The sequence below is a fragment of the Chromobacterium haemolyticum genome (assembly GCF_009936155.1).
GTDB lineage: Bacteria > Pseudomonadota > Gammaproteobacteria > Burkholderiales > Chromobacteriaceae > Chromobacterium > Chromobacterium haemolyticum.
Map to the genome: position 1 here is coordinate 3,005,596 of NZ_AP019312.1, position 21,167 is coordinate 3,026,762.

Below are 21,167 nucleotides of genomic sequence, written 5' to 3' on the forward strand. Positions count from 1 at the left end.
CACGACCTTCCATCATGCGCAGCCCCGATAACAAAATCCTCTTCGCTGGCCCCGTGGGCGCAGGCAAGACCACCGCCATCGCCGCCATCAGCGACATCGCCCCGATCCGCACCGACGCCAAGGCCAGCGACATGACCCTGCATCGCAAGGACCACACCACGGTAGCCCTGGACTACGGCATGCTGCGCCTGGACGCCGACACCAAGGTCCACCTCTACGGCACCCCCGGCCAGGAACGCTTCGACTTCATGTGGGACATCGTCAGCCGCGGCAGCATCGGTCTGATCCTGCTGTTGGACCACAGCCGCGCCAACCCTCTGCAGGATCTCTGCTTCTTTCTGCGCGCCTTCGAACCGCTGCTGCGCCGCGCGCCGCTGGCGCTGGGCGTCAGCAAGACCGATCTCGCGCCGCTGTCCGCCACAGACGTCTACGCCGAAGCCCTCGCCGCGCGCGGCTTGAACGCGCCGGTGTTCGAAGTGGACTGCCGCCGCCGCGAAGACATCAAACAACTGCTGCTGGCGCTGCTGTACTCGATAGACCCTGGGCTGGGAGAGCCGCAATGAACGAAGAACTGCGGCTGAGCGGGCCGCTCTACCCGATGGCCACGCCGGCCGGGGCCTTTTACGCCGTAGCGGGAGCCGAAGCCGACCTGACCCGTCGCCTGCTGTTCAACATCCTGCGGCTTGGCCATGCGGTGCCGCTGAGCGAACCCTTGCTCAGCGAATGGTGCGACGACGAGTTGGAACAGGCGCTGGCCACCCTTTATCGGTTGCAACGATTGGAATTCGTGCATGGCACAGCGGAACCGCGGCCTGCCCTCGCCGGCAACCTGGAAAGCCAGCTGCCGGAGCTTCTGGAGGCTTTGTCCGGCAGCGGTCAGGCCTTGCTGGCCGACGATAACGGCCTCTATTACGCCACCGCAGGCTTCCACCACGAAACCGCCGAGGAAATCGCCGCGCTGGCCGGCGATTTGATGTCATTAAGCCGTCGGCATCATCTATTGCTCAAGAACCATCTCAATCTGGGAAGCGCCGCCTGGGCCGCGGTGGACCCGGCCGGCCGCAGCCAACTGGCTTTTTACCCCCTGCACGTGGCGCAGCAGGCCTTCGCGTTGATCATAGGCGGCGAACCTCGGCTGCAAAGCGAAGCCTTTGTGGGCTTGGTGGAGTTGCTGGCGCGCCGCTACGCCTGAACCCCGGCCGCGCTACGGCCGGCGAATTGAACAAAAACCTGGAGAACACCATGCGTGAACAGATGCTCAAATCCATCCTGAGCGACCTCAACGGCGCAACCGCCGACATAGAAGCATCCGCCATCATTTCCGCCGACGGCCTAACCATGGCGGCGCTGCTGCCGCAGGAGGTTGACGAAGACCGGGTCGGCGCGATGGCCGCTGCGATGCTCTCGCTGGGCGAGCGCACCGCGCGAGAACTGGCGCGTGGCGGGCTGGAACAAGTGATGGTCAAGGGAGAGCACGGCTACATTCTGATGAGCCACGCCAGCCCGGACGCGGTGCTGACCGTGATCGCACGGCGCGAGGCCAAGCTGGGTCTGATTTTTCTCGACGCCAAACGCGCGGCGCGCAGCATTGCCGAAATTCTCTGAGAACCTCGCGGGCAGGGTCGAGACAAGGCGAAAACGAGCGAAAAAGCGGAATGGTCGGGTGGTACATGCGCATTTTGAGCTTGTACTCACCGTGCAACGCTCCACGAAGCACAACAGACTTTGAACAGGTTCTAACAAGCAGGCCTATGCTTGGCGGCGCATGGCCGGCACAATACGGTTTTGCTTCCGCGCAAGACTCGACTCCATGTGGAAAACCATACTCGCCATCTCCGTCGGCGCAGCGTTGGGCGCCTTGTTGCGCTGGGCGCTGGGCGTCAAGCTGAACAGTCTATGGCCCAGCCTGCCGCCAGGCACGTTGGCCGCCAATCTGATCGGCGGCTACATCATCGGACTGGCCGTCGCCTTCTTCGCCAGCGCGCCGGGGGTGTCGCCGCTATGGCGGCTACTGGTGATCACCGGCTTTTGCGGCGGCCTGACCACCTTCTCCACCTTCTCCGCCGAAGTCATCGCCTTGCTGCAGCAACAACGGCTGTTGCCGGCGCTGGCCGCCGTCACCGTTCATGTCGGCGGCTCGCTGCTGGCCACCCTGACCGGCATCGCCAGCTGGCACTGGCTGCGCGCGCTCAAGGGGTGATGCCGTCTAGTGCGTCGCCCCGCCCGTCTCGACAATGTCCTCCGTCGCGGTCAAAGCCGTTTCCAAGGCCAGCCGCAGACCGGCGACTATCATCTCCAAGCTCATGCTGGGCGCTCCCGGATGCGCGGCGGCCTGCTCCGGCAAATAGGGAATGTGGATGAAACCGCCGCGCGCGGGCGCGCCGGTCAAGGCGTGCATCAGGCCGTAGAACACATGGTTGCAGACAAAGGTCCCCGCGCTTTGCGACACGGCCGCTGGAATGCCGGCGGCGCGCAAGGCCGCCGCCTGCGCCTTGATCGGCAAAGTGGAAAAATAAGCGGCTGGCCCCCCCGGCACCACCGGCCGGTCTATCGGTCGATGGCCGGCATTATCCGCGATGCGGGCATCGTCCACATTGATCGCCACCCGCTCCAAAGATAGCTCGGGGCGTCCGCCCGCCTGACCCACCGCCACGACCAGCGCCGGCCGCAATGCGGCCATTTCTCCGCGCAAAACGCTCAAGGCCTCGCCAAACACACATGGCAGCCGCCTCGCAGCCACCACCGCGCCCATCAACGACTCTCCATCCAGCCGGCTCGCAGCCTCCCATGACGGATTCACGCTCTCGCCGCCAAACGGTTCGAAGCCCGTCAACAACACGATCTTGCTCATTCAAGCTCTCCCTCGTCCAAAGCCAGCAAGGCGAAAGTCCCCAGCCAATGCTCCCCAGTGTAATGACCACTGACCACGTGCGGCAGGCCGGCGTCCAGATGCGCCCGCGCGCTTTGGCCCAACAAAGCCCCCCAAGCGTCGTCCGCCGGCAGCGCCGCCGTCAACTGGCGCAAACACCAGGCGCGGCTCAAATTCAAGCCGATGAGATGGCCGATCTTGGGGTCCGAGCCGTTACTGACCTTTACCGGACTCAGCAGGGCAGCGTTTCGCGGCAAATCGGGCAAGAAAACGCGCAACCAAGCGCAAAACGGCTCGGCCGGCAACAGCCGGCTAAGCAACAAAGCCTGGCATAAGCAGGGCGACAGGAAATCATCGCCGCTTGGCTCCAAGCGCGCCGGATAATCCGCATCGGACAGGAAATAACGCCGGGCTGCCGCCTCCAGCGCCTGCACCAGCTCGGCATCGTCGGCGGCGCGTGCATAGTCCAGGCTCAGCAACAAGGCAAAGGCGGTGTTGGCGTGCCCGCCGCTGCGGATCGGATAATCCTGCAAAGGGAGAAACGTAAGCCAGCGCTGACGGATCAAAGTCAGCAGCGGCCGCATCGCCTCGCGCCATTGACCGGATTGAGGCGCCTCCCAGGCCTCAAGCTCTTGCGCCAAGGCCAGCAACCAGGCCCAGCCATAAGGCCGCTCATAGCTTGTACGGCCCGGGGCGGCGAAGTAGTCCGCCTCTGCCTGGAAAGCCTGCGGCGAAAAATGGCTGGCGAATAGAGCGGCGATATCAGCCTGCTCCGGCAAACGTGGAAAACGACGCGCCAGGCGCGCCAACAGCCAGAAGCCATGCACGGCGGAGTGCCAGTCGTAGCAGCCGTAGAACACCGGGTGCAAATCGCGCGGCGCGCGCGCGTCCTCCGGCCCGTTCAGCAGATGGCTCAGCAGATTCGGATACTCCCGAACCAGCCCGGCCAGCGGCAGCGCCGCCAGCTTGGATGCTTGTTGCGGATTCATGCTGTCTCCTCAACGGAACACAATGAAATACATCAATAGGATATTCACGCCCAGCAAAGCCAGCGCGGTGGGAATCTGGGTCTTGATCACCAGATATCGGTCCTTCAGCTCCAGCAAGGCCGCCGGCACGATATTGAAATTGGCCGCCATCGGCGTCATCAGCGTACCGCAATAGCCGGAATACATGCCTATCGCCACCAGCGGCGCCGCGTCGGCGTGATGGCCGACGATCAGAAAAGGCAGCGCGATGCCGGCAGTCATCACTGGAAAAGCCGCGAAGGCGTTGCCCATGATCATGGTGAACAGGGCCATGCCGATACAATAGATCGCCACCAGCAGAAAACGGTTGTCCGGATCAACAAACAGGCCCACCACCTCTTGCACCGCCTGGCCAGTCTTGGCGGCGACGAACACCCCTCCCAGCATCGCCAGCATTTGCGGCAGGATGGCGGCCCAACCAATGGAGTCCACTAGACGACGCGATTCGCGCACCGCCTGCAGCGGGGTGCCTCCAGTCAGCTTCCATCCCAGCAACAGCGCGCAGACGCAGGACACCGCCAAGGCGGCCAGGGTCAAATGCTTCTGATCCAACAAGGCCTCGCCGCCAATCCCGACATCCTTCAGCAACACCGTGCAAGCCACAGTCAACAGCGGAATCAACAAGGCGGGCAGGAAAATCTTGTTGCCCAGGCGGCTGGCGGCCTCCCGTCGCTGCTGATCGCTGCTTTGGCTATAACTGCCGGACGCCAAACAGCCGGCTCCGGCCAACAGGGCAAGCGCGATCACGATGAGGCCCACCAGCCGATAGGCCATATCCTTGCCCAGAACCGCCGTTATCAAGTCGCCGAACAAAAAGGTGGAACCGAACAAGAACCAGAACAAGGCGGTGGTATAGCGCTTGGGATTGCCGCGGTCGCGCAGCGTCATGCCCACCAAGAGCATCACCACAATGCCAATCAGATAATAAATGTCATTGATGCTGAACCATGCCTTCATGCCGCAGCCTCCTGTTGAGCGCGCCAAGCGGCGATATCGCTTTGCAATCTGGCGTCAAGCCGCGCCAAGCGCGCCATATGGATGATCAACGCGCTGACGGCGGTGGGAATCGCCCACAGGCCGATGTGCAGCGGTTCGATATTGGCGATGCCGTTTTCCTTGAGGAAGGCATCCATCAACAACACCGCGCCAAAGGCGATGAAGATGTCCTCGCCGAAAAACACCGCGATATTGTCGCAGGCGGCGGCATGGGCGCGGATGCGGTCGCGCAAGACCGGCGGCAGCTCTCCCAGCTGATTGGCCGCGGCACCCTCGGCCATCGGCGCCAGCAAAGGGCGCACAGTTTGGGCGTGGCCGCCTAGATTGATCAGACCCAGCGCGGCGGTCAGCTCGCGCACCACGAAGTACAGCATCAGGATGCGCGCGGTGGTGGCGCTGCGAATGCCGGCTATCCATTGCTGTGCGCGTTCTTTCAGGCCATAACGCTCCAACAGGCCGATCACCGGCAGGATCAGAATAAAGGTGGCCAATTGACGGCTATTGAGGAATTTTTCGCCGAAGGTTTCCAACAGCGCGCCCAGATCCATGCCGACCGCCAGGCCTGTGCTCAGACCTGCGGCGGTGACCACCAGCAGCGGATTGAAGCGCAACGCGAAGCCCGCCACAACCACGGGAATGCCCACCAGGGGCAGGTAGGATGCAAGATCCATGCAGTTTCTCCTTTGTATGATGGAAATGGCCGCCTGCGGACGGCTCTAGTTTCCGGATAAGGCTCACAAAGCCATGATGCCAACGCCCTCCTGTTCCAAGCGCCGACGCAACAACCTCGCGAACTCCAGCGCGTGCGCGCCATCTCCGTGCAGGCAAACGCTGTCGGCGCGAATCTCCAACTCCCCGCCGTCCAGCGTGGCCACTCGTCCTCGCAACACCAGCTCCAGGGTCTGGCGCAAAGCCTGCTCCGCATCCTCGATCACCGCGCCCGGCATTCCGCGCGGCGCCAGACTGCCGTCGGCCAGATAAGCGCGGTCGGCGAACACTTCTTCTATCGCTTGCAAGCCGTGACGCCTCGCGGCGCGGCCGGACTCTCCGCCGGCCAAACCCACCAGCCGCAGTTCGGGATCGAAATCCCTCACCGCGCGGGCGATGGCGTCGGCCAGCGCCGGATCGCGCGCCGCCTGGTTGTACAGCGCGCCGTGCGGCTTGACGTGGCGCAGTCGCGTTCCGGCTGCCCGGGCCATCGCCTCCAGCGCGCCCACTTGGTGCAGCACGTCCTGATATACCCGTTCCGGCGCGCGCTGCATCGTCTTTCGGCCAAAATGCTCGCGGTCGGGAAAGCCTGGGTGGGCACCCAGCGCCACCCCGCGTCGCGTCGCGTCCCGCACCGCTCGCCACATGGTTTCGGCGTCGCCCGCATGCCAGCCGCAGGCGATGTTCACCGAGCTGACCTGGTCCATGATCGCCGCGTCGTCGCCGCAACCCTCGCCGATGTCGGCGTTCAAATCGATCTGCATGCCTGACTCCAATCCTGTCCCTGCAACCACTGCCGCAGACGTAAGCGCGCCGCCGCCGCCTGTTGCGCGTCCACCATCTCGAAACGCAGCTTGGCCCCCGGCCGCGCTTGCGCCAGCTTCCACAAATCCGCTTCAATCACGCAGGCGATGCGCGGATAGCCTCCCGTCGCCTGCGCGTCCGCCAGCAAAACAATGGGCTGACCGCCCGGCGGCGCCTGCACTACGCCGGGGAGAACCCCGTGGGACGGCAAATCTCCGGCGGCCTCCCGCGCCAAGGCCTCGCCCTGTAAGCGATAGCCCATGCGATTGCTCTGCGCGGACACCGTCCACTCGCTCTCGCTGAACGCCTGTCGCGCCACTCGGGAGAACTGCTGCCACTCCGGGCCCGGCAAGGCGCGCAACAACGGCGTCCAGCCAAGATTGCGCCGGCCCAGCCGGCCAGACAGCGCAAGCGCCGGCCCCAAGGGCAATCGGTCCCCGGCCTCCAGCGCCCGCCCCATCCAGCCGCCAAAACCTGCTTGCAGATCGGTGGCGCGCGCGCCCAGAGCCAGAGGCGCGTCGATGCCGCCGGCAAAGGCGAGATAAGCGCGCATGCCGTGACGGCAGCCGCGCAAGAGCAAATGCTGACCCGCGCGGGCCGGATAGCGCCAGCCGCTCCACACCGGCTCGCCGTCCAGCTCCGCGCCGAAGTCCGACCCCATCAACGCGAACCAGCCATCGCGCAGAAAGCGGGCGCCAAACGGCCCTAAAGCCACCTCGATGCCAGCCGCGTCCGCGGCGTTGCCCAGCAGACGGTTGGCCATGATCAGCGCCGGCGCGTCCAGCGCTCCGCTCTGCGCGACGCCGAGGTGACGCAAACCACGCCGGCCCAAATCCTGTACCGTGCTTTGAATGCCGGCCTGCGTAATTTCAATCATCTCCGTCCTCCCGCGGCACAAAGCGCACGCAGTCGCCCGGCAGCAACAGAGACGGCTCCGCGCGTCGCGAATCGAATAATGTCAGGTGAGTCCGGCCTATGATCTGCCAGCCGCCGGGACTGGTCGCTGGATAGATGCCGGTCTGCCCGCCGCCAATGCCCACTGAGCCGGCCGGCACCGCCAGCCTGGGCTCTGCGCGCCGCGGCGTGGCCAAACGCTCGGGCAGTCCCCCCATATAGGCGAAGCCGGGTTGAAAACCGAGGAAGTACACCACGTAGTCCGCCGAAGCATGAGCGGCAACCGCTTCCGCCTCACTCAAGCCGGCATGCGCCGCCACCACCGCCAGATCCGGACCGTGGCGACCTCCGTAGCGCACCGGCACATCCACCCGCCGCACACGCGGCGCGGCCTCTTGCGCTTCCGCCCAGCCGCGGCGCAAGCGCCCCAGCCAAGCCTCGCCGTCGCCGGCGTCCGGGTCGAAGATCAGGGTGAGATTGTTCATGCCGGGCACCACGTCGGTCAGCCCTGGCGCGCCCGTCAAGGTTTGCGCCAGCCACCAAATGCGTCGCTGACACGCCAGATCGGCCGGCCTAACGCTTTCCAATACAGCGGCCCGCTCGCCCAGCAGGTAATAGCGCATTGAGTTCGATGCCAAACCATTCTCCATTTGCAGCCGCCCGTCTCGCGGTGCGTGTATCTGTTATTTTGCTGATAAAACATCTATAAATTATTTGTATTTATTGGCTATGTCCAGCGCAAATGACGTTTTGTTATACTGGTCGGCCAAGCCACTTCGTCTCCGGACCCGTCCATGAACGCTCAACGCAACATCGTCTCCTCATCGCATCTAGTCTCCGAGCGTTGCGCCGAGCTATCCGAGTTCGAATTCGGCTTGATCGTGGCCAACAACGCTTTCAATCGCTGGATGACCCGCTGCATGACAGCCGCTGGAGAGAGCGATATGACCGCGATGGAAGTGTCCCTGCTGCATCACGTCAACCACCGCGGCCGCAGCAAGAAATTGGCGGACATCTGCTTCGTGCTGAACATCGAGGACACTCATGTGGTGTCCTACGCGCTGAAGAAGCTGGTGAAAATGGGCTATGTCGGCAGCGAAAAAGTGGGCAAGGAAGCCTTGTTCGCCACGACCCAGGCCGGCATTGAACTGTGCCAGCGCTACCGCGACGTGCGCGAGCAATGCCTGATCAACGCGCTGATCGACAACGGCGGCCAACAGGCCGATATCGGCGACAACGCCCAACTGCTGCGCATGCTGGCCGGCCTCTACGATCAGGCCTCGCGCGACGCGGCCTCTATGTAAGCGCTGGTTGATCTGCGAACCGCCGCGCGTGGAGAAAAACTCGCGCGGCTAACGTGGTCCAAGCTTGCCCCGCTACCTTACGGCGAACGCCGCTCTTGCCGCTGGCCTCTCCGTGTCTCGCAGACGCAGACTCTTCCCGTACCCAGGCGCAAATCCAATCACGCCAACGGCAAGCCCAGAGAAATTAGGCTATTCATTTATTATCAAACCTTCTCATCTAAAATAAACATTCGATATAGTTGTCAAAAACATTGAATAATTTCGAATGGGATGATAAAAACGCCATACACCAGCACTTAGACCGGTGAACTACCGCCCGTCGGCGGGCGCGCCGCGACAGGCCGGCTCCGAATTCAACCGCGGCGTCGGCTCGCCGCTCGGGCCAGAGACGTCGGCGTCGGCGCTTGATGGGGACCATTAGCCGCATAGTTACCATATTCATCAGCCGGAACCGCCATGAGGTCGAATACCGCCAACCGACAGTTGCTCTTTGTCGTGCTGCCCTTCCTGCTCATCGTCGTCATGCAGGTAGCGCTAAGCGCGTTCAGCCTCTATGTGGTTTCCACCGCCCGAGCCTACGTGGCGGGGGAAGGCTTATGGTCGAAAGCGCAGAAGGACTCCATCTACCATTTGACCCGCTACGCCCAGACCGGGTCCGACCACGATTTCCAACGCTACCGGCTGGCGATCTCCATCCAGCTGGGCGACCACCGGGCCCGGCTGGCGCTGGATCGCAAACCGCCGGATCTGGATACCGCGCGCCAAGGCTTCCTGGACGGCGGCAACCATCCAGACGACATTGAAAACATCATCCGCGCCTATCTGTGGTTTCACCGCATCAGCTACCTGGCCGAAGCCATCCGCTATTGGAAAATTGGCGATTACTACCTGCAGGAAATTCAGACCATAGGCGAGCAGTTGCGCCAAGGCTACGCCGACGGCTCCTTGAGCCAGGCAGACAAAGCCGCCCTCACTTCTCAGATCGCCGAAATCAACGAAGCGGTGAAAGCGCCAGCCCAAGGCTTTTCCCGCGTGCTGGGCAACGCCTCCCGCGAGGTAAGCCAAGCGGTCTGGAGCGCCAATCTGATCGCCGGGATGCTGCTGGTGTTGCTGACCATTTTGCAGATCCGCCGGTTGATACAGGCTTCAGACAATTACAAAGCCGCCTTGCAAGCGGAGCAGCAACGCGCGGAGATCACGCTGCAATCGATAGGCGACGCGGTGATCACACTGAACATGCAAGGCGCGGTGATCTATCTGAACCACAGCGCCAAACACATGCTGAGCCACTTAGGGACGGAAAGCCTGGGCCTGCACTTCGACGAACTGCTCAGCCTGATCAAACAGGGGCAAGAAACCGACAGCGCGCTGAGCTTCGCCGAGCTTTGCCGCCAGGACGAAACCAGCCGCACCTATCCCAAGCTGAACATGCTGCGCCACAACGCGATCCCGCTTCAGGTCAGCTTGGTGGCCGCGCCGATTCGCGACCGCCACGGCGAGCAATACGGCATCGTACTGGTACTGCATGACAATACCGCGGAGCAGCAATACATCAACGAACTGTCCTGGCAGGCCAGCCACGACGCGCTGACCGGCCTGGTCAACCGCAGGGAGTTCGAAACCCGCGCCATCAAGGCGATCAAGCAACTGGACCAAGCCGAGGCGTCGCTGGCGTTGATGTTCATCGATCTGGACCAATTCAAACTGATCAACGACACCTACGGCCACGCCGCCGGCGACGAACTCCTGTGCCAGATCAGCCGCTCTGTGGCGCGGCGCCTACGCGCCTCGGACACGCTGGCGCGGTTGGGCGGCGACGAGTTCGGCGTCTTACTCGGCAACAGCTCGGTGGAATCCGCCATCGCCAAGGCCAATAATCTGCGCCAGGCCATCATGGAGTGCAGCTTCCAGTGGGAAGGCAACCAATTTTCCATCAGCGCCAGCATCGGCCTGGTCTGCGTGTCCGACGCCGACACCTCGCTGGCCGAGGTGATGCGTTCGGCCGACATCGCCTGCTACATGGCCAAGGAAAAAGGCCGCAATCGCATCCAACTGCACATTCCTCACAATTCCGAAGTGTCGGCGCGCTTTCACGAGATGGACTGGGTGCAGCGGCTGCGCCAAGCCCTGCGCGACGACAGCTTCACCCTGTACGCTCAGGACATCGTCCCGCTGGCCGCCCATCCGGAGCGCGGACGCTATGTCGAGGTGCTGCTGCGCCTCAACGCCGACGACGGCAGCCAGGTGCCCCCAGGCTTGTTCGTGCCAATCGCCGAGCGCTATGGCCTGATGACCGAAATCGATCGCATCGTGGTGGAAAAAGTGTTTCAGGAACTGGCGCTCCTGCGCCGCGCCGGCAATCAGGACATTAGACACTGCGCGATCAATCTATCCGGCTCCACCCTGTGCGACGACGGCTTCCTCGCCTTCGTGCAGCAGCAGTTCCAACGCAGCGGCGTCCCACCGGAACTGATCTGCTTCGAAATCACAGAGACCAACGCCATCGCCAACTTGGAAGCCGCACAGCGGCTAATCCACGAACTGCGCCGAATCGGCTGCCTGTTCTCGCTGGACGATTTTGGCACCGGCATGTCTTCCTTCGCTTACCTGAAGCACTTGCCGGTGGACTTCCTGAAAGTCGACGGCAGCTTTGTCCGCGAGATGGTGACAGACCCGATAGACCACGCCATGGTGGAGATGATCAATCACATCGGCCACGTCACCGGTAAACGCACCATCGCCGAATTCGTGGACACGCCCGAAATCGTGGCCGAGTTGCGCAAACTGGGCGTGGACTACGCCCAGGGCTTCCACCTGAGCCGGCCGGAGCCCTTCGGCTTCCGCCATGCGCGAGGCGACCGCCGAATGCGACAGCAATAGGCTACCGGCCTGATTGTCAGGCCGGATCAGGGCGGCCGGGAGGCCGCCGCGTCTGGCCGGCTTGGCCCGGCCTTGCTTCTAAGGAAAGGGGACACGATGAGTAAAGAGATCGGTTTTGTCAGGAGCGGCCCGCTGATGGACCTCCACAGCTATCCGGAATGGACACGGGAGATGGTGCGTCACTGCGACGTCTTCAAGCGCCAGGTGGTGGAGCACGAGCTGTTCCGGCAGATGCGCGACGGCGTGCTGCCCGTCGCCGTCCACCAGGCCTTTCTGCGCGGCGGCTGGCCTGTGATCGAACAGTTTCCGCAATACATGGCCAAAAACCTGCTGAAAGTGCGCTATGGCCAGCATCGCGGCCACGATATGGCGCGCCGCTACCTGATCCGCAATATCCGCGTGGAGCAAAACCACGCAGACCACTGGGTGCAATGGGCCGCGGCGTCCGGCGTGGACGCCGACAGCCTGCTGCGCAACCCCCAGGCGCTGGAAACACTGAGCCTCAGCCACTGGTGCCATCAGGTCTGCGAGCGTGAATCGCTGGAGGTGGCGATGGCGGCCACCAACTATGCGATCGAAGGCGCCACTGGAGAATGGTGCGCCGCCGTCTGCTCCAAGGAGGATTACGCCCGGCAGTTTCCCAAGGAAAAGCGCGCCAAAGCGATGAAGTGGCTGGCGCTGCACGCGCATTACGACGACGAGCACCCGTGGGAGGCGTTGGAAATCATCGTCACTCTGGTGGGCGAAGACCCAAGCTCGCGGCAAGTGGCGGAACTGCGTCACGCGATCTGTCAGAGCCACCGCTACATGCGCCTACTGCTGGATCATTACATGAGCCAGCCCGTGCCAGAAACTTGCGCGCGCGCCTGCGCGGAGCCGGCGCTGGCCTGAAGACTGCTCAAAGCCTCGCCAGCACAGGACGGACAAAGCTTTGGGGCTGAAAAGGAGGGACGCGCAAGACCGGCGCAAACATCCCGCAACCGTACTCGCCAAGCACAACCGCCCCCGCGCAGCAGGCAATGAACGCATACAGCGCCCGTCGTAAAACAAACCGCCCCACAAGTCAAAACTTGCAGGGCGGTTTACTTTGCCTCTATGGAACGGTTTAGCCGCGCAGGCGACGCAACACCTCATCCTTGCCGATCAAGGCCAGCACCGCGTCCACCGAAGGGGTCTGCGTGGTGCCGCATACCAGCACCCGCAGCGGCATGCCCAGCTGACCCATCTTAATGCCCTCTTCCGCGCAGAAAGGCTTGAACAGTTCGTGGATGGCTTCCGCGGACCAGGTGTCCAAACTCGCCAGCTTGTCGGCGAAACGCCCCATGCGCGCCACGCTGTCGCCGGACAAATGCTTGTCCACGTCGGCCGCCGCGGCTTCCCGCTTGCGATAGAAGTAGTCCACTTCCAGCGCCAGCGCGTTCAAATCCTGCACCCGTTCCTTGACCAGAGCGATCACGTCCTCGATGGCAGGCCCGCCGGACAGCTCGACGCCGGCGGCGGCCAAACGCGGCGCGATCAGTTCGGCCAGGCGGCCGTTGTCGGCGGTTTTGATGTGCTGGGCGTTCAGCCACATGAATTTTTCATGATTGAAGCGGCTGGCGGACGCGCTCACCGCCTCCAGGCTGAACCACTCGACGAACTGCTCCATGCTGAAGAACTCGTCGTCGCCGTGGCCCCAGCCCAGGCGCGCCAGGTAGTTCAGCAGCGCTTCCGGCAAAATGCCCTTGTCGGCGTAGTCCACCACGCTGACCGCGTCGCGGCGCTTGGACATCTTCTGGCCGTCCTCGTTGAGGATCATGGGCAGATGGCCGTAAACCGGCAGCGGCGCGTTCAAAGCCTTCAGGATATTGATCTGGCGTGGAGTGTTGTTGACGTGATCATCGCCGCGTATCACGTGGGTGATCTGCATATCCCAGTCGTCCACCACCACGCAGAAGTTATAGGTCGGACTGCCGTCCGGACGGGCGATAATCAGATCGTCCAGTTCCTGATTGGCGATCTCGATGCGGCCCTTGACCGCGTCGTCCCACGCCACCACGCCGTCCAGCGGGGTCTTGAAACGCACCACAGGAGCCACGTCCGCGGGGATCGCCGGCAAGGTCTTGCCGGCTTCCGGACGCCAGCGACGATCGTAGCGCGGCTTCTCCCCGCGCGCTTCCTGCTCTGCCCGCATCGCTTCCAGCTCGTCCTTGCTGCAATAACACAGGTAAGCGTGGCCGGAGGCCAGCAGCTGCTGGATCACATCCTTGTAACGGTCGAAACGATGGGTCTGGTAGAACGGGCCTTCGTCGTAGTCCAGGCCCACCCAGTGCATGCCGTCCAGAATCGCCTTCACCGATTCCGGCGTCGAACGCTCCAGATCAGTGTCTTCGATGCGCAGCACGAACACGCCCTTGTTCTTGCGGGCGTAGGCCCAGGAAAACAGCGCGGTGCGCACGCCGCCGATGTGCAGATAACCGGTGGGGCTGGGAGCGAAACGGGTACGGATCATGGTGACTCAGGCTCGAAAACGTAAAACGGCTATTGTACGCCGGCTGACGAAGCGGCAGCAAACCCCAGGGTTTGTGGGAAACGCCCTCCCTGCCAGCGCAAGCCCCTTAAGAACGTGTTTACGATCTCTCGGGCTAAAAGTAGATCGCAAACAGGTTCTAAGCCGGCCAACGCCGGTGCAGACTGGCCGGCACCAAGAACTCCGGCTCGGCCAGGGCCTGACCTTCCAGCAAGGCCAAGGCCAATTCCAGGCTGCGCGCCGCCATCTCGCGGCTGTCCTGCACGATGGCGTCGACGCGCAACGGCAAGCAGTCTAGCAAGGAGTGATCGTCGAAGGTCAGCAGGCGCAGCGGCGCGTTGGCCAGGCCGCAGTGCTGATTGAGGAAGGCCAGCGCGCCCTCCAGCAAAGAGACCGAGGCGGTGAACAGCGCCTGCGGCAAGCGGTGATGCTGTTGCCGCCATTGCTGCATCAGTTCGAAACCGGAGCGGCGCAGGTAGTCTCGATGGCACACCCAGCCCGGCTTTTCCTCCACGCCATGCAGCGCCAAGGCCTGGCGGTAGCCTTGCAAGCGATCGCGGCTGGGCGACAACTCTGCTTGGCCGCCGAAGAACACCACTTCAGACACGCCCTGCTCCAACGCATCGCCCACCAGCCGCTCCACGCTGGCGCAACCGTCAGTCACCACCGACGGAATGCCGCTACCGTCCACCCTGCGGTCGACAAACACCAGCGGCAGCCGCCGCACCCATTTCTGGTAGGACTTGGCCTCGTGCGTGCACGGCACCACGATCATCGCGTCCACCTGCCGCGCCGCCAGATGGGCCATGACCTCGGCCTCGCGCCGCGGGTCTTCGTCACTGGTCACCAGCAGCATCTGGTAGTCGCGCTGGCGGCACAGCTCTTCCATCGCCTGGGCCAGCGCCGCGTGAGCGGAGTTGGTCAGATCCGGAATCACCAGCCCCACCGAATTGCTGCGCCGCGAACGCAAGGAGCGCGCCGACTGCGAAGGGTTGAAATGCTGCTCGCTCGCCACCTTCTCCACGCGCTCCACCGTCGCCCGGGAAATACGATAACGCTCGGCATGGCCGTTGAGCACCATGCTGGCGGTAGTGCGCGACACGCCGGCCAGTTCGGCGATGTCGTCTATGGTCAAACGCTTGTAGCCACTCATCGACAGCCTATTCCTCATGCGGCGGCGCCATGCCCGCCGCCCGAAACTCGATTGCAAAACAGCCCCGGCCTGCGCAAGCGCGGGGCGGGGCCGCCGATTGCTGGCAACCTTACCTCAAGCGGGCCGCCATCGCCAGAGCGATGGCGGCCTCCCCGGCTTACTACTTGACCAGGTTCAAAGGTACCGGGATGAATTTCTCCACCTGCTGACCGTCGATCAGCTTCTTGGCGGTCTGCACGCCGTACTGGCCAATCAACTCCGGCTGTTGCTGCACAGTGGCGGCCAGCCCCCCCGCCTTGACCGAAGCCACGGCGTCGGCGGTGGCGTCAAAGCCCACCACCACAACGTTCTTCAGTCCCGCGGCCTGAATTGCTTTCAAAGCGCCCAGCGCCATTTCGTCGTTATGAGCGAACACGCCTTGCACGTCCTTATTGCCCTGCAGAATGTTTTCCATCACCGACAAGCCCTTGGCGCGGTCGAAATCGGCCGGCTGCTTGGCCACTACCTTAACCTCGGCCTTGCCGTCCGCCACCGCGTGGAAACCCTGGCCGCGCTCGCGTGCCGCGGAGGAGCCGGGGATGCCCTCCAGCTCTACCAGCCGGCCCTTGCCGCCCAGCTTCTGCAGCAGGAAGTCGGCCGCCATCTTGCCGCCGGCCACATTGTCGGAGGCAATGTGGGCGCTGACTTCCGCGCCGTTGACGCTGCGATCCAGCGATACCACCTTGATGCCCTTGCTCACCGCTTCCTTCACCACATTGGCGACGGCGGAGGAGTCAGTGGGGTTGATCAGGATCACGCTCACCTTCTTCTGGATCAGGTCCTCAACGCTGGCTTGCTGCTTGGCGGAATCGTCCTGCGCGTCCACGGTGATCAGGCGCACACCCTCTTTGGCCGCCTCGTCTTCCGCTCCCTTGCGCAGCGAGACGAAGAACGGATTGTTCAGCGTGGACACCGCCAGGCCCACTACCGGTTGGCCGGAGGCCGCGGCCGGCGCGCTGGCGCCAACCGACGCGCCGTCGGCCGGCCCCTGCTTGGTGCAGGCGATCAGACTGGCCGCGATGACACTGAAAACCAAAGGCTTGATTAAGCGTTGCATATCGGAACTCCCCTTGTGTAATGGTCGCTTGCGCTACGCGCCCGCCGGCGGCGGGCCCGTTCTCACTTCTTGCCGCTGCGGTCCAACAGCACCGCCAGCAGAATCACAACGCCTTTGATCACTTGCTGGTAGAACGAAGACACGCCCAGCAGATTCAGGCCGTTGTTCAATACCCCGATCAGCAAAGCGCCGATCAGCGTGCCTACAATCCAGCCGCGGCCTCCGGTCAGGCTGGTGCCGCCCAGCACCACCGCGGCGATGGCATCCAGCTCATAGCCGGCGCCAGCGGTGGGTTGCGCCGAATTCAAGCGCGAAGTCAGCACCGCGCCGGCCATCGCCGACAGCGCGCCGGACAAGGTGTAGACCCAGATCTTGACCCGATCCACCTTAACGCCGGACAGGCGCGCGGACTCCTCGTTGCCGCCGGTGGCGTAAACATGGCGGCCAAAAACGGTTTTCTTCAACATGAACCAGAAGCCGGCGAACATCAGCAGCATCCACACCACCGGCACCGGCACCACGCCGGCCACATAGCCGCCGCCCAACATGGAGAACATATCGCTGCCGAAGCCGGTGATCGGGCTGCCGTTGGACGCCACCAGCGACAGGCCGCGCAGAATCGTCATCGACGCCAGCGTGGCGATGAAGGGGGCCACCTTGCCCTTGCTGATCACCAGACCGTTGCAGCAGCCCATTAGCGCGCCGGACAGGATGCCCAACAGGGTGGCTAGCAGCGGATCCACGCCGGCCTGCAGCAGCATCGCGGTCAGCACCGACGACAACGCCAGGATGGAGCCCACCGACAGGTCGATGCCGCCCAGCAGGATGACCAGGGTCATGCCGAAGGCGATCAGCGCGTTGATGGAGACCTGGCGCATCACATTGAGCAGATTGCCCATGGTCAGAAAGTCGGCGCTCATCACCGACAAGCCGGCGCAGATCGCCAGCAGGGCGATGAAAGGCCCGAGTTTTTGCAGCGTTGCTTTTTGTTGCGGGGTCATCTTGCTTACCGTTTCCCTTGCTTGCGCCCAATGGGCGCGACCTGAATATTCAATGCGCGGCGGCGCTCAGTCCGCCGTCGCGCCGGCCGCCGCGGCCATGATGTCTTCCTGCGTCGCCGAAGCGGCTTCAAACAGCCCGGCCCGGCGGCCCTCGTGTATCACCAGGATGCGGTCGCTCATCGCCATCACCTCCGGCAGTTCGGACGACACCATGACGATGGCCACGCCGGCGGCGGCCAGTTGATTGATGATGTGGTAGATTTCGGCCTTGCCGCCCACGTCGACGCCTCGCGTCGGCTCGTCCAGCAGCAGCAGCTTGGGCGGCTCCGCCAGCCACTTGGCGAACACCACCTTCTGCTGATTGCCGCCGGACAAGGATTTGACATCCAGTTCAGCGTCGCGGGTGCGGATGCGCAATTGCTCAATCAGCCGCCGCGCCTCTTCGTTCTCGGAGCGACGGCTCACCACCCCCAGTCGCGCGTGGCGGCGCAGATGAACCAAGGTGGCGTTTTCCCGCACCGACATGCCCAACACCAGGCCCTGGCTCTTGCGGTCTTCCGTGACGTAGGCGATGCCGGCGGCGATGGCGTCACCGGGACGGCGGATGTCCAGCTCCGCGCCATCCAGCCGCACCCGCCCCTGCCGACGCGGCTTGACGCCAAACAATACGTTGAGAATCTCGCTGCGCCCAGCGCCCATCAACCCGGCCACACCCAGCACCTCGCCCGCGCGGACGTCGAAGCCGATGTCCCGAATCCTGCCGTCGTCGGCCAGACGCTCCACCTCCAAACGCACCGCGCCCGGCGCGCACGCGCGCTTGGGAAAACGGTCGCCGATCTCGCGACCCACCATCAGCCTCACCACCTCGTCGAAATCAGTGGCGGCGATTTGACGCTCGCCGACGAAACAGCCGTCGCGCAACACGCTGATCTTGTCGCAGACACGGAAGATCTCCTCCATCCGGTGCGACACGTAGACAATCGCTACGCCGCGTTGCTTGAGCTGCTCCATGAAGACGAACAGCGCTTCAATCTCGCGCTCGGTCAATGCGGCGGTTGGTTCGTCCATGATCAGCACCTTGGCGTTCAAAGACATCGCCTTGGCAATTTCCACCATCTGCTGCTGACCAATGGACAATTGCCCGGCCTCCGTCTCCGGATCGATCCGTCCGGCGCCCAACTGCTGCAGAATCTGGCTCGCCTCGCGCCGCATGCCGGCGCGATTGATCACGCCAAAGCGGCTATGCTCGCGCTCGCGTCCCAAAAACAGGTTCTCCATCACCGACAGCTGCGGAATCAGGTTCAGTTCCTGGTGGATGATGGCGATGCCGTGGGCCTCGGCCTCGGTGGTGGAGCGGATCGTCACCGGCCGATCATTGAGCAGCACTTCTCCGGCGTCGGCCTGGTGCACGCCGGATAGAATCTTCATCAGGGTCGATTTTCCGGCGCCGTTTTCGCCCATCAAGGCATGCACTTCGCCGCCCTTCACGGTGAAATCCACCTCCTCCAGCACCTTGACCGGACCAAAGGCCTTGCTGATGCCGCGCATGCTTACCTTCATTGCCCGCCCCTTCAAAAGATCACGCCGGAATACAGGATCACATTGGCGTACGGCGTACATTCGCCGGTACGGATCACCGCCTTGGCCTCGCGGCAGCGGCGCTTGAACTCCTCATGCGGCACGTATTCCACCGCCACGCCGTGCGCGGCCATATCGTTGGCCAGCACTTCCACAGCCGGACTGTGTTCCAGGCACTCGGCGGCGAACAGCGCACGCTCCGCCTTGAAGTCCGCCAGGATGGAGTCCAACACGCTGGGGAACTCCGGCACGCCCAAGCGCAGGCTCAGGTCTATGCACTCTACGCCGGGCGGAATCGGCAGGCCGCAATCGGCGATGACCAGGCTGTCGGTATGACCCATGCTGGCTAATACCCGCGCGATATCGCGGTTCAGATGTCCCAGCCGCTTCATGCCTGCTCCTTCAACATCTGTTGCAGCGCGGCCAGCGTCGGCATGCCGCTTTGCGCGCCCGCACGGGTCACGGACAAGGCCGCCGCGGCGCAGGCCAGTGCCATTGCCGCCTCGAGACCCTGTGGCCAGAACGCGGCCAAGGCGCCGTTGAAGGTGTCGCCGGCGCCGGTGGTGTCCACCGCGGACACCACGAAGCCGGGTTGGTGATGCAGGCTGCCGTCGGCGCGGCAGAAATAAGCGCCGTCTTTGCCACGCGTCATCGCCACCCTTCCCGGCAGTTTGCGCATCAGCGCCTGCCAGTCCCCGCCCCGTTCGTCCAGAGCCTGCGCCAACTCATGCTCGTTCGGCGTCAGCAAGGCGGTGCGCTCCAGCAAGCTGGGCGGCAGCGGATGGGCCGGCGCCGGATTCAACAAGAAAGGCTTGCCGTGGCGCTGAGCCAGTTCGGCCGCGCGCTCCACCGTGGCCAGCGGCACCTCCATCTGCGCCAGAACCACGTCGGCATCGCGAAACGCCTGCTCGTCCTGATTCAGATGTTGCGGCAGCAACTCATGGTTGGCGCCAGGCACCACCACGATGGCGTTGTCCCCCTCGGCCAAGATTATCGTCGCCAGCCCGGTGGCCACGTCCGTTTCGCGCAGGCGACCAATATCCACGCCCTCGCCCTGCAACGTCTCCTTGAGCTGAGAACCGAACATATCGCGGCCCACGCAGCCCAGCAAAGTCACCTGCGCGCCCAGCCGCGCGGCGGCCACTGCCTGATTGGCGCCCTTGCCGCCCGGATAGGACGCAAAGCGCTTGCCAAACAAGGTTTCACCCAGCCGTGGATAGCGTTCCGCCTCCACCACCAGATCCATATTCACGCTGCCCACAACCAGGACCCGGGTCATAATTTCCTCATCGTTATCAAGCGACGCGCGCCTTAGTCGACGGCATCAATTGCTAAAACGTAATCAGCTGACGCTTTATAGCAGAGCTGCCTACAGGCCGGAAGCGATAAACTCAATCTGTTCAGCAAATGCAACAGTCCTCACGAAGCGCATCGGCGACGCTTGACGGCGGCTGCGCTTCGATGTAGCGAGGCAACTACACGTCGGACGCTTAGTCCAGACGCAAAAAAAAGCTCCCCTCAGGGAGCTTTTTTCCTGCCGCCGCAGCGGCGCTTAGAACGTGTCTACGATCTCGCGAACTAGAGCAAGCCTTTGAACAGGCTCTTACTCGTCCAGCACCGCGGAAGTGTAAACATCCTGCACATCGTCCAGGTCTTCCAGCGCGTCCAGCAGTTTCTGCATGCGCACGGCGTCATCGCCGGACAATTCAGTCTCGTTCTGCGGCTTCATCGTCACTTCGCCCATTTCCGCCTTGAAGCCCTTGGCTTCCAGCGCGCTCTTGACGTCGGAGAACTCGTACGGACCGGTGATTACTTCGATGGAACCGTCGTCGTTGGCGACCACATCCTCAGCCCCGCTTTCCAGCGCGGCTTCCATCAAGGCATCCTCATCCACGCCCGGCGCGAACACCAGATAGCCGCAATGGCTGAACTGGAAAGACACGCAACCGTCGGTGCCCATATTGCCGCCGTACTTGGAGAACGCGTGGCGCACATCGGCCACCGTGCGGGTCTTGTTGTCGGTCAGGCAGTCCACCATCACCGCCGCGCCGCCTATGCCGTAACCCTCGTAGCGGCACTCAACATAATCGACGCCCTCCAACTGGCCTGTGCCGCGCTTGATCGCGTTATCGATATTGTCCTTGGGCATGGACTCGGCCTTGGCCTTGTCCACCGCCAGGCGCAGGCGCGGGTTCATATTGGGGTCCCCGCCGCCCATCTTGGCCGCAACGGTGATTTCCTTGATCAAGCGGGTAAAGATCTTGCCACGTTTGGCATCCTGACGACCTTTGCGGTGCTGGATGTTAGCCCATTTACTGTGACCTGCCATAGTTGCCTCTGTCTGTTG

The 21,167-nt window shown here is 63.3% G+C and carries 22 protein-coding genes; 7 read left to right on the top strand and 15 right to left on the bottom strand.

The genetic code is table 11. The features are described from left to right. Window positions 1-14 precede the first annotated feature (14 nt). From GYH29_RS13775 to crcB, 4 genes are all read left to right on the top strand, one after another. A complete protein-coding gene (locus GYH29_RS13775; RefSeq protein ID WP_081574957.1) occupies window positions 15-563 on the top strand; it encodes a GTP-binding protein in 549 nt (182 codons plus the stop codon). Beyond that, window positions 560-1,192 (top strand): hypothetical protein, encoded by a 633-nt coding sequence (locus tag GYH29_RS13780; protein WP_019100999.1) that lies wholly within the window; start codon window positions 560-562, stop codon window positions 1,190-1,192. The genes GYH29_RS13775 and GYH29_RS13780 overlap by 4 nt, the downstream gene beginning before the upstream one ends. Window positions 1,193-1,242: 50 nt before the next feature. Continuing rightward, the gene (locus GYH29_RS13785) at window positions 1,243-1,605 is read left to right on the top strand and encodes a roadblock/LC7 domain-containing protein (protein ID WP_019101000.1); all 363 of its coding nucleotides are present in this window, start codon (window positions 1,243-1,245) and stop codon (window positions 1,603-1,605) included. Window positions 1,606-1,810: 205 nt separating this feature from the next. Further along, window positions 1,811-2,200 carry a fluoride efflux transporter CrcB gene (gene crcB / locus GYH29_RS13790; RefSeq protein ID WP_039754418.1) on the top strand — a complete coding sequence of 130 codons (390 nt, stop codon included), beginning with the start codon at window positions 1,811-1,813 and terminating at the stop codon, window positions 2,198-2,200. Between the two features lie 6 nt (window positions 2,201-2,206). Here the strand turns inward: crcB and pcp are convergent, their stop codons facing one another. The 7 genes from pcp to pxpB form a co-directional block, all read right to left on the bottom strand. Beyond that, complete coding sequence (gene pcp / locus GYH29_RS13795) at window positions 2,207-2,851, bottom strand: pyroglutamyl-peptidase I (RefSeq protein ID WP_081554967.1); 645 nt, start codon at window positions 2,849-2,851, stop codon at window positions 2,207-2,209. Next, window positions 2,848-3,858, bottom strand: a complete 1,011-nt coding sequence (locus GYH29_RS13800; RefSeq protein WP_161523972.1) for a DUF2891 domain-containing protein — start codon at window positions 3,856-3,858, stop codon at window positions 2,848-2,850. The genes pcp and GYH29_RS13800 overlap by 4 nt, the downstream gene beginning before the upstream one ends. A gap of 9 nt (window positions 3,859-3,867) precedes the next feature. Beyond that, a complete protein-coding gene (locus tag GYH29_RS13805) occupies window positions 3,868-4,854 on the bottom strand; it encodes a DUF979 domain-containing protein (protein WP_019101004.1) in 987 nt (328 codons plus the stop codon). Next, a complete protein-coding gene (locus GYH29_RS13810) occupies window positions 4,851-5,564 on the bottom strand; it encodes a DUF969 domain-containing protein (RefSeq protein ID WP_019101005.1) in 714 nt (237 codons plus the stop codon). Before GYH29_RS13810 ends, GYH29_RS13805 begins: the two co-directional genes overlap by 4 nt. 63 nt (window positions 5,565-5,627) lie before the next feature. Then, window positions 5,628-6,365 (bottom strand): 5-oxoprolinase subunit PxpA, encoded by a 738-nt coding sequence (pxpA, locus tag GYH29_RS13815; protein ID WP_161523973.1) that lies wholly within the window; start codon window positions 6,363-6,365, stop codon window positions 5,628-5,630. Next, on the bottom strand, window positions 6,350-7,282 hold the full coding sequence (locus tag GYH29_RS13820; protein WP_043592962.1) for a 5-oxoprolinase subunit C family protein: 933 nt from the start codon (window positions 7,280-7,282) through the stop codon (window positions 6,350-6,352). Before GYH29_RS13820 ends, pxpA begins: the two co-directional genes overlap by 16 nt. Continuing rightward, window positions 7,275-7,937, bottom strand: a complete 663-nt coding sequence (gene pxpB, locus GYH29_RS13825; protein ID WP_373454763.1) for a 5-oxoprolinase subunit PxpB — start codon at window positions 7,935-7,937, stop codon at window positions 7,275-7,277. Before pxpB ends, GYH29_RS13820 begins: the two co-directional genes overlap by 8 nt. A gap of 156 nt (window positions 7,938-8,093) precedes the next feature. Here pxpB and GYH29_RS13830 point away from each other — a divergent pair, with 156 nt between their 5' ends. The 3 genes from GYH29_RS13830 to GYH29_RS13840 all read left to right on the top strand — a co-directional run bounded on the left by GYH29_RS13830 (window position 8,094) and on the right by GYH29_RS13840 (window position 12,374). After that, the gene (locus GYH29_RS13830; RefSeq protein ID WP_019101009.1) at window positions 8,094-8,603 is read left to right on the top strand and encodes a winged helix DNA-binding protein; all 510 of its coding nucleotides are present in this window, start codon (window positions 8,094-8,096) and stop codon (window positions 8,601-8,603) included. A 456-nt stretch (window positions 8,604-9,059) separates the two neighbouring features. Then, on the top strand, window positions 9,060-11,483 hold the full coding sequence (locus GYH29_RS13835; protein WP_019101010.1) for a putative bifunctional diguanylate cyclase/phosphodiesterase: 2,424 nt from the start codon (window positions 9,060-9,062) through the stop codon (window positions 11,481-11,483). Between the two features lie 96 nt (window positions 11,484-11,579). Continuing rightward, a complete protein-coding gene (locus GYH29_RS13840; protein WP_043592960.1) occupies window positions 11,580-12,374 on the top strand; it encodes a TenA family transcriptional regulator in 795 nt (264 codons plus the stop codon). Window positions 12,375-12,588: 214 nt separating this feature from the next. Here the strand turns inward: GYH29_RS13840 and gltX are convergent, their stop codons facing one another. The 8 genes from gltX to GYH29_RS13880 all read right to left on the bottom strand — a co-directional run bounded on the left by gltX (window position 12,589) and on the right by GYH29_RS13880 (window position 21,149). Further along, window positions 12,589-13,974 carry a glutamate--tRNA ligase gene (gltX, locus tag GYH29_RS13845; RefSeq protein ID WP_019101012.1) on the bottom strand — a complete coding sequence of 462 codons (1,386 nt, stop codon included), beginning with the start codon at window positions 13,972-13,974 and terminating at the stop codon, window positions 12,589-12,591. Window positions 13,975-14,131: 157 nt separating this feature from the next. Further along, the gene (locus tag GYH29_RS13850) at window positions 14,132-15,163 is read right to left on the bottom strand and encodes a substrate-binding domain-containing protein (protein ID WP_232060398.1); all 1,032 of its coding nucleotides are present in this window, start codon (window positions 15,161-15,163) and stop codon (window positions 14,132-14,134) included. 142 nt (window positions 15,164-15,305) lie between these two features. Beyond that, window positions 15,306-16,241, bottom strand: a complete 936-nt coding sequence (rbsB, locus tag GYH29_RS13855) for a ribose ABC transporter substrate-binding protein RbsB (protein WP_081574954.1) — start codon at window positions 16,239-16,241, stop codon at window positions 15,306-15,308. 62 nt (window positions 16,242-16,303) lie between these two features. Beyond that, a complete protein-coding gene (locus tag GYH29_RS13860) occupies window positions 16,304-17,242 on the bottom strand; it encodes an ABC transporter permease (RefSeq protein ID WP_019099980.1) in 939 nt (312 codons plus the stop codon). A 66-nt stretch (window positions 17,243-17,308) separates the two neighbouring features. Next, on the bottom strand, window positions 17,309-18,802 hold the full coding sequence (locus GYH29_RS13865) for a sugar ABC transporter ATP-binding protein (protein ID WP_161523974.1): 1,494 nt from the start codon (window positions 18,800-18,802) through the stop codon (window positions 17,309-17,311). An 11-nt stretch (window positions 18,803-18,813) separates the two neighbouring features. Then, entirely contained in the window at window positions 18,814-19,212 is a 399-nt protein-coding gene (rbsD, locus tag GYH29_RS13870; RefSeq protein WP_019099982.1) for a D-ribose pyranase, read from the bottom strand. Further along, window positions 19,209-20,099, bottom strand: a complete 891-nt coding sequence (locus tag GYH29_RS13875; RefSeq protein ID WP_043592950.1) for a ribokinase — start codon at window positions 20,097-20,099, stop codon at window positions 19,209-19,211. The genes rbsD and GYH29_RS13875 overlap by 4 nt, the downstream gene beginning before the upstream one ends. Window positions 20,100-20,423: 324 nt before the next feature. After that, window positions 20,424-21,149 (bottom strand): YebC/PmpR family DNA-binding transcriptional regulator, encoded by a 726-nt coding sequence (locus GYH29_RS13880; protein WP_019099984.1) that lies wholly within the window; start codon window positions 21,147-21,149, stop codon window positions 20,424-20,426. Window positions 21,150-21,167: the final 18 nt, after the last annotated feature.